The sequence below is a fragment of the Scandinavium sp. M-37 genome (assembly GCF_043558715.1).
Classification (GTDB): domain Bacteria; phylum Pseudomonadota; class Gammaproteobacteria; order Enterobacterales; family Enterobacteriaceae; genus Scandinavium; species Scandinavium vulneris_A.
The window spans coordinates 107,709-120,667 of sequence record NZ_JBIGIN010000004.1; the positions used below are offsets into that span (position 1 = coordinate 107,709).

Genomic DNA, 12,959 nt, shown 5'->3' on the forward strand with positions numbered 1-12,959 from the left:
TTAACCGCTAAAGACATTGCCGCCGTTACCGGCCCCGGGTGCGCCACGCAGGACCCAAACGCGACCGTAATGATTGTACCAGCCCGCACGGTGGCCGGCATCCGGGCCGATGCCCTGATAGATGTCGAAGTGCTGGCCTTTAATTGCCCCGCCCACATCGAGCGCAACCATCAGACGCAGCTCGTAGTGACCGTTAAACTTACCGTTGTTGTCCAGCTGCGGTACTTCCGCCAACAGGGTGGTGCCCGGCGGGATAATGCTGCGGTCGGACGCGACGGACGCGCGGCCAATCAACGGCACTGCACTCGCCCCTTTCACCGGCGCGAAGGACTGCGGTTTAAAGAATACAAACGATGGGTTCGCTTCCAGCAGGGAACGCACCTCGGCTTCGCTGTGGGTTTCACCCCAATGGCGAATGGCCTGCATCGACATATCTTCTTTCTTTACTTCACCGCGATCGATAAGCACCTTGCCGATGCTGCGGTACGGCCAGCCGTTTTTCCCGGCGTAGCTAAAGAAGTTAAGCGGGGAGCCATCACCATAATCAATGTATCCGCTGCCCTGCACGTCCATGATGAAGTTATCCATCAGGGAATTGCTGTAGGCCAGAATATAGTTGTCGCTCAGCGCCCCGGCATAGATGTCGGCACGTGACGGCAGTTTGCCGCGTTTCGGTGGCATACGGTAAATCGGATACTGGTACTCGCCCTGACGCGTGTGGCGGGCGGATACTACCGGCGTGTAGTAACCGGTGAACTGCACGTTGCCGTAGTTGTCTGCGCCCTGCATCTGCCACGCATCCAGCCCGTACTGTTTCAGGGTGCGGGTATCGCCCCCAGACTGCAGCCATTGTTGAACCGCGGAAAAGACATTGCTCTGGCTGCCATACAGGCGTGGCGAAGCGTTACGGATTTCATTGACCTGCTGGGCAAAGTCACCGCCGTTTATCGGCGCACCCACCGCTTCCGGCTGGTTCACCAGCGAGAACGGCTGGTTAAAGGTGCCGTCTTTATATTGCTGACCGCGATCGGTCGGTTTGGAGGAACAGGCTGCGAGCATTGTCATTAATGTGCCTGTCACCAGAATTTTGGCCCAACGTCCTTTCATGGTATCTCGTCTTCTTTCATCAGCTGAATGCGGGGTGAAGATAACAAACCGCCAGGGGTATTGAAATGTGATAACGTGCCACACGCCCCATTCTGGGCAAAAATTAATCTATGCGATTCGTTTTTAGCCACTCTTTGATATTAATGCAAAAAAGGGTTGCAACAAATCGCGACCAGCGTATAGTGCGCTTCCACGGACGCGGGATGGAGCAGCCTGGTAGCTCGTCGGGCTCATAACCCGAAGGTCGTCAGTTCAAATCTGGCTCCCGCAACCAATTAAAATATGATGTGTAAGGTTTATCTGATGGAAGGATAAACACTCGGACGCGGGATGGAGCAGCCTGGTAGCTCGTCGGGCTCATAACCCGAAGGTCGTCAGTTCAAATCTGGCTCCCGCAACCAACACATTTTGAAGCAAGGTTTACCTGAGTGAAGGGTAAACACACGGACGCGGGATGGAGCAGCCTGGTAGCTCGTCGGGCTCATAACCCGAAGGTCGTCAGTTCAAATCTGGCTCCCGCAACCACTTCAAAAAACAATAAGCACCTTAACGGGTGTTTTTTTGTATCTAAAATCTGTGAATCCTCAAAAAAATGACGCTTTTCAGCGCCATTCTCTTCTCTCTGCCAGACTTACCCTCGCCGCGCGAGCGTTGCCCCGTCGGCAAAGTAGGCTTTGATCCCCGCCAGAATCGACTCTGCAACTTCCTGCTGGAAGGTGGCGGTCTTCAGCTTACGTTCTTCTTCTACGTTACTGATAAATGCGGTCTCGACCAGAATCGACGGGATATCGGGCGCTTTCAGGACCGCAAACCCGGCCTGCTCGACCCGGTTCTTGTGCAGGTTGTTAACCTTACCCAGTTTGCCCAACACCGCTTTCCCAAATTTTAGGCTGTCGTTGATGGTCAGCGACTGCACCATATCGAACATGGTGTGGTCCACGTAACGATCGCCACTCTTGCTGACCCCACCGATCAGATCCGAGGCGTTCTGGGTTTGAGCCAGGTATTTCGCTGCGGTACTGGTCGCACCTTTGGTCGAGAGGGCAAATACCGACGAGCCGCTCGGCTGGCGGCTGGTAAAGGCATCGGCGTGGATGGACACAAACAGGTCAGCACGCTGTTTCTGCGCTTTTGCCACCCGCACCTTCAGCGGAATGAACACATCTTCATTCCGGGTCATAAAGGCCCGCATATTGCCTTCTTTCTCGATAAGCGCCTTCAGCCGACGGGCAATTTGCAGCACCACGTCTTTCTCGCGGGTACGGTATTTGCCCACCGCGCCGGAATCCTCGCCGCCATGGCCTGGGTCGAGCATGATAACAATCGGCCTGTCGCGCCCGGCTTTACCCGGCTGCGGACCACTTTGGGCGGGCGGTACCTGCTTATCCAGATCGCCTTTGTTGTAATCTTCCAGCAGCGCCAACAGCGGATCCTGCATTTCGGTCGCCGTGGACGGATAAAGATCCATCACCAGGCGCTCTTTAAATCCGGCCACCGCCGCCAGGCCAAACAGCTGAGGTTTAACGTTTTGCTTGAGTTCAAACACCATTCGCACGGTTTGCGGATCGAACTGCCCGACGCGTGCGGATTTAATGTAGGGATCGTCAGGGCGAATCTGCGCACTCATGCCTTTCAGCACGGAATTGAGATTCGCCCCCTGGAGATCGACCACCACTCGCTCGGGGTTGCTCAGCGCAAACTGCTTATATTTCAGCTCATGGCTGGATTCTATCGTCACGCGCGTATAGGTGGACGAAGGCCAGACGCGGACCGCCACCACTCGACTCTCAGCGGCCAGACCTACCTGGCTGACACTGAGTAACCACATCGCTCCTGCGCCTTTTAATAAGCGACGACGACTTAATCCTGACTGGCTCCCAGACATGCCTCTCCCAAGCAAATAATTCAATTTAGCAATGTATACGGCGGGTTTGACCGAAAACTTTAACCAAAGCCGCATAAACTGTCATCTATAAAACGGTAAACAATCCTGATCCATCCCATTTTCTGCCAGGCTTTTTGCAACGATTCGTTGAAATTGCTGCTTGCACCGGCGGACAAAACAGAATAAAAATACATTAATTACGAATAATCATGCATCGAGGTTGTACTGTGGTGAAGGAACGTAAAACCGAACTGGTTGAAGGATTTCGTCATTCTGTTCCCTACATTAACGCCCACCGTGGCAAGACGTTCGTCATTATGCTCGGTGGGGAAGCGATAGAGCATGAGAATTTCTCAAGCATCGTCAATGACATAGGCTTACTTCACAGTCTGGGCATTCGTCTGGTGCTGGTATACGGCGCGCGTCCACAGATTGATGCCAATCTGGCCGAGCACCACCACGAGCCGCTGTATCATAAAAACACCCGAGTGACTGACGCCAAAACCCTCGACCTGGTAAAACAGGCCGCGGGAATGCTACAGCTCGATATTACCGCCCGGCTGTCGATGAGCCTGAATAATACCCCGTTACAGGGGGCGCACATCAACGTGGTCAGCGGCAACTTCATCATTGCTCAGCCGCTGGGCGTTGATGACGGCATTGATTACTGCCACAGCGGACGCATTCGCCGTATTGATGAAGAAGCCATTCACCGCCAGCTCGACAGCGGAGCCATCGTCCTGATGGGCCCGGTTGCGGTCTCCGTAACAGGAGAAAGCTTCAACCTGACCTCGGAAGAAATTGCCACGCAGCTCGCTATTAAGCTGAAAGCGGAGAAGATGATTGGCTTCTGCTCCTCTCAGGGCGTATTAAACGGCCAGGGCGAGATCATCTCCGAACTGTTCCCCAATGAAGCGCAGGCCCGCGTTGAAGCGCTGGAAAGCGAGGGGGAATATTACTCCGGTACGGTGCGTTTCCTGCGTGGGGCAGTGAAAGCGTGCCGGAGCGGGGTACGTCGCTGCCACCTGATCAGCTACCAGGAAAACGGTGCCCTGTTGCAGGAACTGTTCTCCCGCGACGGCATCGGTACCCAAATTGTGATGGAGAGCGCCGAGCAAATCCGTCGTGCCACCATTAACGATATCGGCGGGATCCTCGAACTGATTGAACCCCTGGAGCAACAGGGGATTCTGGTGCGACGCTCGCGCGAGCAGCTGGAAATGGAGATCGACAAATTCACGGTCATCCAGCGCGATAACACCACCATCGCCTGCGCGGCGCTGTATCCGTTCCCGGAAGAGAAAATAGGTGAGATGGCCTGCGTGGCGGTGCATCCCGACTACCGTAGCTCATCGCGCGGCGAAGTCCTGCTCGAACGCATTGCGGCTCAGGCCAGACAGATGGGGCTGAGTAAACTGTTTGTGCTGACGACGCGCAGCATTCACTGGTTCCAGGAACGCGGGTTTATGCCGGTGGAAGTGGATTTGCTGCCGGAGAGCAAGAAAGAAATGTACAACTATCAGCGCCGATCCAAAGTGTTAATGGCCGATTTAACGTAAGTCAAAAATCCCGGACGGCATAAACTGTCGTCCGGGATTGTCACCTTATCCCAACTGCGAAAACAACGCCGCCAGGCCACTCCGGCGCTCGGTGCGGACGGTGATCGCCTGAGCCAACAGCGTCGGGTCAGCGTACAGGGAAAGCTGCTGACGGGCGCGGGTGATCGCCGTATAGACCAGTTCGCGGGTAACCAGCGGCACGCTTTGCGAGGGTAATATCAGCGCCGCATGGTTGAATTCCGACCCCTGCGATTTATGCACCGTCATCACCCACGCGGTATCGTGCTCGGGCAATCGACTTGGCTGCACGGATTTAATCGTACCATCCGGCATCGGGAACCAGACACGTAGCCCGGTGCCCCTGTCGAGTGCAATGCCGATATCGCCGTTAAACAGGCCCAACGCGCTGTCGTTACGGGCAATCATCACCGGCCGCCCTTCATACCAGCGCGAATGTCGGGCCAGCACAATGCGCCGCTTGCGGGCCAGCGTCAGCTCAAGCTGTTCGTTCACCCCGCTAACGCCATATGGCCCTTCACGTAGCGCGCACAGCAGCTGATATTGAGAGAATGCTGCCAGCACCTCGGCAGGCTCAGCCCGCGCTTTCAACAGCGCCAGATAATCAGCATAGCCGCTGACCGCATCCTCGAGCATCGATTCATACTCGGCGGTAGTCCGTAACGGCTTGAGGGCGATGTCAGCAAAGTCCTGTGCAAACACCTTTTTCATCGCCTTTGCATCGCCGTTATTTACCGCGCGCGCCAGTTGCCCAATCCCGGAATCACTGCCAAAACGGTAGCTTTTTTGCAGCAGACACAGGCTATCACGTAGGCCACCGGCCTCGGTTCCCTCGCCTGCAGGCACCGTTGTCCCCGTCAGACGACTCAACTCCTGCGCGCGCGCAGGAGTATATCCGGCGTTAACCCAGGCGCAGATATCGCCCAGCACGGCCCCGGCTTCCACCGAGGCCAACTGATCACGGTCACCGAGAAAAATCACCCGGGCGTGTGCGGGCAGTGCGGCAATCAGCCGAGCCATCATCGGCAGGTCAATCATCGACGCTTCATCCACCACCAGCACGTCCAGATGCAACGGGTTCCCGGCATGATAGCGTAAGCGCTGACTACCGGGCTGGGCGCCCAATAAACGGTGCAGCGTGCCCGCCTCTGCAGGCAGCAGTTTCTTCTGTTCGTCGGTTAGCGGCAGTTGGCGCAGTGCAGCGCCCAAGGATTCGGTCAAACGCGCCGCGGCTTTACCGGTCGGCGCAGCCAGACGGATACGGCATTTGGCTAAGGTGTTGGTCTGAATCAGCGCCGCCAGCAGCTTCGCCACGGTGGTGGTTTTCCCGGTGCCGGGGCCACCTGAAATGACCGACACACGTCGGGTCAGCGCCACTGCAGCGGCGACTTTCTGCCAGTCGACATCTTCAGTAGGCGGGAACAGTGCCGCGAGCGTAGTGGTAAGCAAGGCTTCATCGCCGGATAATTCCGGGGCGGTCTGGCTGAAAAAGCGGGCGATCACAAGTTCGTTATGCCACATCCGATTGAGGTACAAACGCCCCTCACACAGCACCAGCGGCGTGGCAACTGAACCGTCGCTCACGGCGGGAGAGGCACGCAGCAACGCCTCAATGTCATCCCCGGCTTCCGCCTGAGCAAACAGCTGCTGCCACAGGCTTTGTGCCCGGCCAGTGGTCTGTTCGTCGGGATGAAAGCGGGACAGCGGCAGGCAAACATGTCCTTCTCCGGCATCGCGGCTAAGCAGGGCTGCCGCCAGCATGACCGCCGGTTTATCCTCTGCTGCCACCATCAGGGCAAACTGCACGTCCAGCGGGCGCAACAGCTTTTGCTGCGCAGCTTCCATTAATAAGGCTTCCATGCTCATGCCCTCACCTCCTGGGTGTCACCGGCAAACAAGGCATCAAGGCCGTCAATCAGCACCCGATCGGGACGGGTGGCAAAAATGCCCTGCCCGCTATCGCCCCCGTCCACGCCGCGCAGGAACAGATAAATCACGCCGCCGAAATGGGTGTCGTAATCGTAATCTGTCAGGCGGTGGCGTAAATAGCGGTGCAACGCCAGACTGTAGAGCTGATATTGCAGGTCGTAGCGGTGCGACTGCATCGCCTGCGCCATCGCCGATTGGGTGTAGGCTTCGCTGCTGTCGCCGAGCCAGTTGGACTTGTAATCCAGCAGGTAGTAACGGCCTTCATGGCGGAAAACCAGGTCGATAAAGCCCTTCAGCATCCCGCTCACCTGACGAAAATCGAGCGGCGGGCAATCGGCTGACAGCGGATCATGCTGGCGAATCAGCGCATCCAGGGCCTGAGGCACCAGCAGCTGTTCGATAGGCAAATAGAACTCCATTTCGACCTGTTTATTGTTGGCGGTGAGCTGACTCAGGGAAATGCCCGCCCCGGAAAGCGGCGTGCGTAGGACAGTGGTCAGCCACTGGGTTAACACCGGCGCCCACTGGGTATCAAACCCGTTACGTTCGAGCTGGTCAAACATCCACGTCTCGGACACCGGCTGAGTAAAATCGATCTCCTCAAACAGGCTATGCAGGAAAGTCCCCGGTGATGCCCCGCGCGGAAAGTGATGCGGCGTCAACTCTGGTTCATCGGCATCGCCCGCCACACCGGCGGCATCGATATCCAGCCGTGGCAGCAGGTCCTGCGCCACGCTATGTCCACGTTGCTGGAGTCCGGAATAACTGGTCACTCGCCAGTCATCAATAATGCGTCGGCGCATCTCTCTGGCACGCAGTTCCGGCATTTCAGGGGCAATCGCCTGCCAGCGTCCCCCTTCCGGCAATGACGGGATGGTCAGGGCGATATGTTCGTTGCACAGCGCGCGCAGGCAGGCTTCAAGCCCGGCGGCGTCTTTGGCCTCGCCTTTCTGGACCAGACGACCCAAGGCACTGTGATGCAGTTCGGTATCAGTGGGTTTCTCGCTGCGGCGAGGGCTGAGCGGGGCAATGCCCAGGCTGCAATGCCAGATGGCACGCGTGAGCGCCACGTACAGCAGGCGCAAATCCTCGGCCAGACGCTCAGCCTCTGCCAGTTCGAGGCTTTCCTCGCTGTTGTGTAAATCGAGCACCGCCGCAAACGAGTTCCGGTCGTGATAGAACGCCTGATCCTGTTTGCGATAGCGGGCAATAAACGGCAGCCAGACCAGGGAATACTCCAGCCCTTTGGATTTATGCACCGTCACAATTTGCACCAGGTGTTTATCGCTCTCCAGGCGCATCTGCTGGCTGGAGGACCCGCTGTCCGGACCACCAATCTGCTGTGCCAGCCAGCGCATCAGGGCATGCTCGCTTTCGAGCTGCCCGGCGGCTTCCTGTAACAGTTCGCTCAGGTGCAGAATGTCCGTCAGACGACGTTCCCCCCCGTGAGTCACCAGCAGATTCTCAGCGATATTGCGGGCCGCCATCAGCGCACGCAGCATCGCCATCACCCCCCGCTGTTGCCACAGCTGGCGATACTGGCTGAACTCTTCCACCACCGCATCCCAGGCCAGCTCATCCAGATTCAGGCGTTCGATATCCTGGGCATTCAGCCCAAACAGCGAACTGGCGAGCGCGCTGCGCAGGCTGCTTTCACGTTCCGGGGCCAGCACGGCCTGCAACAGCCACAGCAGTTCCTGCGCTTCCGGGGTCTCAAACACGCTATCGCGGTTGGACAGATACACCGACGGAATGCCCAGGGCGTTTAGCGCATCGCGCACCAGCGCCGCTTCCTGACGGTTACGCACTAGCACGGTAATGTCGGACGCTTCAACCGGACGGGCGTGTTCTCCGCGCCACAGCAGCGCCTCACCCCGCTGCCCGGCGCTGAGCCAGTCACGAATTTGTCCGGCGCACAGTTGTGCCATAAACGTTTGATAATCGCCGGACCCCACGTTATTGCCTGGCATCAGCCAGAAGCTCATCGCTGGTTGATTTTCCCCTTTCAGCTCAAACCTCAGGCCCTGATTGTTGGGCGCGGATTTGACCGGCAAAAAGGGTATGTCGCGAAACATAAAGGGATTATCAGAAAGACCAAACAGCTGATTGACGCTTTCCACCACGCCCGGGGCCGATCGCCAGTTGGTATCGAGGGTGTAATGGGCCGCCACATCCCCACGCGCACGCATGTAGGTAAAAATATCTGCACCGCGGAAGGCGTAAATCGCCTGCTTCGGATCGCCGATCAGCAGCAGCGCGGTATCGGCCTGCTGTCGCCAGATACGGCGAAAAATGCGGTACTGCTGCGGATCGGTATCCTGGAATTCATCAATCATCGCTACCGGGAAACGCTGGCGAATCGCCGCCGCCAGGGCATCACCGCTCTCGCCCTGTAGGGCATCGTCGAGACGGCTGAGCATGTCGTCAAAGCCCAGCTCGCCCCGCCGCTGTTTCTCGCGCGCGACGGCCTCACGGATTTCGACCATCGCCCGGGAAATGACCAGATCGTTGAGCGATGGCGGAGCCGCCATCAGAGCTTCAATCGTGTCGAACAGCGGATGCACCGGCGGATTACCGCCCTCTTTGGTGCGCGAATACAGGAAAGATTGAGCAAACTTCTCAAGCGCTTCGGGTAACTGATAACCGGAGTGTTCGTCAGTCGCCCACAAGCCGATCTTCTCGATCCATTTGCCCTGATTGCCACGGTTGAACTTGCGTCTGTCGAGATCGGAGCTTTCCAGAACGCTGACTATCTCATCCACCGTAGCCAGCCAGCGGGTTTTGATTTCGCTAATCTGCGCCACGATCTGCTGGTGACGTTCAATCAGCGTTAGATCGGAGGGTGGGGTTTTCAGTTGGGGGGCTTCCCCCTGCAGATAGCGATCGATAGATTTCAGCAGATCCTGCGGGCCTTTCCAGCTGGCATGGATCGCCTCAGCGACGTCGCGCGGGAGCGGATAACAATGACGCCGCCAGAAATCGGCGCAGGCCTGGAAACGCAGGCGGGATTCATCTTCAATCAGCTGTTGTTCAAACAGCATCCCGGACTCAAAGGCATTGAGGCTGAGCATCCGCTGACAGAAGCCGTGGATGGTGAACACCGCCGCTTCATCCATCTGCCGTTCCGCCAGTAATAATACCTCGGCAGCCTGTTCAGGGTCGGCAATTTCGGCCAACAGGCTGGCATATAACGGGTTGTCGGTGCTGTTTCGCAGGCAGGCGATACGGAGTTCGTGAATATTGCTGCGAATACGGCCCCGTAGTTCTTCGGTGGCCGCTTCGGTGAAGGTCACCACCAGCAGCTCTTCGACATCGACAGGACGGATAAAGGCGGCCTCGCCGCCCAGTCCAAGCAACAGCCGCAGATAGAGTGCGGCGATGGTGTAGGTTTTTCCGGTGCCCGCAGAGGCTTCAATCAGGCGCTCACCGATCAATGGCAAGCGCAGGGGATTTAAGGACTCGGCGGTCTCGGTCATTCGTTCTCTCTCATCAGCGGCATGGATTGCTGCAACGCGCTGACGCTCTTCCAGACCGTCCAGCCTTTCGGGTGAACATATTCCGTTTTCCCGTTCTGGCTGCCGGAGACCTGAGAAAGGATCGTCATGCCCTGCGGCTCCACCACCGTCTGATGGAAGAAGTCAGCAAGCTTTTGCGGCGTCAGCAGTTTTATCTGAGCCACTACTTTATCACGTGAATCAAAACGCATATTACCGCGATCGAAATCTTTGCTGAGCTTTGAGGCTTCTTCACCCAGGGTTTGCGGCGGTTGCAGCATCTGCGCAATCACCGACTGTTGAATTTGTGCAAACTCTTCCGGTTTCATCGCCCGCAGTTTCGCTTCGGCTGTCGGGAAGAAGGCTTTAAAGCGCTCCCACAGGAAGCCCGGCTGCTTATCGCTGCTTTGCAGCAGGAAGCCCACGCCCCACTGACGTCCGATGCTCATCGGGAAGGCAAACACCGCGTAACCCAACTGCTCTTCAGTACGTAACTGGTTGTAGAACCAGGGTTGCACAATTTGCCCCAGCATAGCGCTGGTGGCGGAACTGCTGAACTCATCGGCGTTCGGTGGCGCAAACACTGCCGCCAGCGCGGAATCGCTGCTGCTGCCCGCTTTTTCAAAGATAGCGTTTTGCTTTTTATCCACGACCACGTCTTTGTTACGGCACCATTCGGTTCCATGGGCATTGAGCTGCTTTTGCACTTTACGCGCCAGATCGATGGAGTTCTCCGCCGTCATATTGCCGACGACCATAAATTCAGGGCGCCCCCCCGTTTTCAGGTTGTCTCGCCAGGTCAGGATGTCTTTTAACGTAATCGACGGGAGCAGATCACGACGCTCTTCACGCTGGAAGTAAGGCACCTGCGACACCATCTGCACCGGCATAATCGCCTGATCGAAGGCTTTACCCTTTTCGGCAGAATCGAGCATCTGCGTATACCAGGATTTCGCCTGCGCCAGCTGTTCTTCCGTTGGCTGGTAGCTGAAATATCCCTCAAGCAGCGCATCAAACAGCTGTGGCAGACGCTGGGTGTAGCCGTTGGCGTTCACCATCAGGCCGTTGTTGGCTCCCGTTGAGAAGCTGATCCCGCCCACGGCGGCCTGATTGCTCAACTGATCGAGGGCGATACCTGCCAGATAATCGTTCAGAGCAAACATCACCTGATTACGCGCGCTATCCATCGCGTGAGGATTACGTAGCACCAGCGTCACGTCAGCTTTCGGCTCACTGGCAAAATAACGGCTCGGGGTGTAGACCACGCGCAGTTCGGGTTCATCAACAATCAGCTGTGGCTTATCGGCCACTTTTTCAGGCTTAATCAGCGTGAAATCATCCGGAATGTACGGGTTCAGCGTCGGCAATTGCAGGGCAATTTTGCCTGATTCCTGCTGCCACTGGCTGAAGGTCTGCGCACTGATTTTATCCACCTGATACGGGGCATTGACGAAATAAGCGGTTTTATTGTGCGGCTCGTTCGGGCTGATATACCAGATACGGGCATTCTGTGGGGTCATCATCGCCAGACGATCGCCGATCGCCTTCGCATCATATTGGTCGGCGATATTAACGGCATCAAGCGTATGTTCCACCGGGACGCGGATCATGGTGTCCGCCAGCCATTCGACATAATCCATATCGCGGCTGATCGACGGATAGCGGAAATCGAGATCCAGCACGTTGGCCAGCTCATCGAAATAACGTTTATCCACGCCTTTCTCGCGCAGTAGCGTCAGGTAGCTGAAGATGGCGGCGACAACCTGGTCACGGTTTGCCTGGCCTTTGTCCGTCAACGTGGCTGAAATTGCCAGCACGCCACTGTTGCCGTTGACCACCGGATCGGAATCCGCGCGAATGCCTTCCGCTAGTCCCTGCTTCTGCAGCCAGTCTGACAGCGTTCCCGGACTGCGGTTACCAATCAGATAGGTCACCAGTTCATCTGTTTTACTGCGGAACTGCGCGGTGTTGTTATCGATACGAAACTCAACGCGCAGCACCTTGCGAGGCACCGCGGGCGTGTAATGGATGATTATCCCTTTCTGCGCATCGGTCACCACTGGAACAGTAATTTGCGGGCGAGTAATGTTTTTATTCGGCACCCGGCCCCAGGTCTCGGCGGCCATTTTTGCCAGGTCTGGCAACGGCTTATTACTGTAGATAACCGCTTTCATCAGATTGGCGGAGTAATATTTGTCGCGGAACGCCAGCAGCGAATCCAGCACCGGGCTGCCCGGTTTATCACTCAGCGTGTCGAGGTTGCCCCCGGAGAAACGAGCCCCCGGATGTGCCGGGTTAATGGTTTCGGCACTCACCTGCGCCATACGCATCCCATCCCGGCTTCGGGCCATTGTCAGCTCGGAGTTCACCGCGTTCCGTTCCCGGTCGGCGTATTTTTTATCCAGCAGCGGTTCAGCAATGGCATCGGCGAGGCGGTCAACCGCCCCTTCCAGCGCGTCGTTTTCCACTTCAAGATAGAACGCGGTGCGGTATGGCGCGGTACTGGCGTTATGGCTGCCGCCGTGCATTTTGAGATATTCGGCGAGACTGTCCGCCTGAGGGTATTTTTTAGACCCCATCAGCGTCATGTGTTCGAGGAAGTGTGCCAGGCCCGGATGAGAATCAGGATCTTCCAGAGAGCCGACGGGCACCACCAGCGCAGACAATGATTTCACCGCCTGTGGATCGGAGACTAAAAGCACGACCATGCCGTTATCAAGTTTGATAGCCTGATATTGACGGGGATCTTTCTCGCTTTTGCGGATGGTTTCCTTTACCGGTTGCCATCCATTGTCGGCCTGACTTAAGGGCGCCCAGAGGGCGAACAACACGATAAATACGACATTCAACCAGGTGCTACGGGGCATTCACGGACCTCATCATTAACAAACTTCTGTGCTGCTCTGAATGGCAGCCTCACTTATAAACATCAGTCCGTGACACGTTGCGCATGATAATGGAATCTAA

General features: G+C 56.9%; 6 protein-coding genes and 3 tRNA genes. 4 read left to right on the top strand and 5 right to left on the bottom strand.

The window, feature by feature from the left end:
- Positions 1 to 1,107 (bottom strand): murein transglycosylase A, encoded by a 1,107-nt coding sequence (gene mltA, locus ACG0Z5_RS05080; protein WP_394445847.1) that lies wholly within the window; start codon positions 1,105 to 1,107, stop codon positions 1 to 3.
- 197 nt (positions 1,108 to 1,304) lie between these two features.
- Here mltA and ACG0Z5_RS05085 point away from each other — a divergent pair.
- From ACG0Z5_RS05085 to ACG0Z5_RS05095, 3 genes are all read left to right on the top strand, one after another.
- Positions 1,305 to 1,381: transfer RNA gene (locus ACG0Z5_RS05085), tRNA-Met, on the top strand.
- Positions 1,382 to 1,431: 50 nt separating this feature from the next.
- Positions 1,432 to 1,508, top strand: a tRNA-Met gene (locus ACG0Z5_RS05090).
- Between the two features lie 47 nt (positions 1,509 to 1,555).
- Positions 1,556 to 1,632: transfer RNA gene (locus ACG0Z5_RS05095), tRNA-Met, on the top strand.
- Between the two features lie 106 nt (positions 1,633 to 1,738).
- On the opposite strand, the gene amiC is transcribed toward ACG0Z5_RS05095, so the two are convergent.
- Positions 1,739 to 2,992, bottom strand: coding sequence for an N-acetylmuramoyl-L-alanine amidase AmiC (gene amiC, locus ACG0Z5_RS05100; protein ID WP_394445849.1), 1,254 nt, complete (start codon positions 2,990 to 2,992; stop codon positions 1,739 to 1,741).
- Between the two features lie 227 nt (positions 2,993 to 3,219).
- On the opposite strand from amiC, the gene argA reads away from it, so the two are divergent.
- The gene (gene argA / locus ACG0Z5_RS05105) at positions 3,220 to 4,551 is read left to right on the top strand and encodes an amino-acid N-acetyltransferase (protein WP_319628461.1); all 1,332 of its coding nucleotides are present in this window, start codon (positions 3,220 to 3,222) and stop codon (positions 4,549 to 4,551) included.
- Between the two features lie 45 nt (positions 4,552 to 4,596).
- Here the strand turns inward: argA and recD are convergent, their stop codons facing one another.
- From recD to ptrA, 3 genes are read right to left on the bottom strand one after another with little or no spacing between them, the layout of a single operon-like run.
- Positions 4,597 to 6,435 carry an exodeoxyribonuclease V subunit alpha gene (gene recD / locus ACG0Z5_RS05110; protein WP_394445851.1) on the bottom strand — a complete coding sequence of 613 codons (1,839 nt, stop codon included), beginning with the start codon at positions 6,433 to 6,435 and terminating at the stop codon, positions 4,597 to 4,599.
- Complete coding sequence (gene recB / locus ACG0Z5_RS05115) at positions 6,432 to 9,974, bottom strand: exodeoxyribonuclease V subunit beta (RefSeq protein ID WP_394445852.1); 3,543 nt, start codon at positions 9,972 to 9,974, stop codon at positions 6,432 to 6,434. Before recB ends, recD begins: the two co-directional genes overlap by 4 nt.
- The gene (ptrA, locus tag ACG0Z5_RS05120) at positions 9,971 to 12,859 is read right to left on the bottom strand and encodes a pitrilysin (protein WP_394445853.1); all 2,889 of its coding nucleotides are present in this window, start codon (positions 12,857 to 12,859) and stop codon (positions 9,971 to 9,973) included. Before ptrA ends, recB begins: the two co-directional genes overlap by 4 nt.
- Between the last annotated feature and the right edge of the window lie 100 nt (positions 12,860 to 12,959).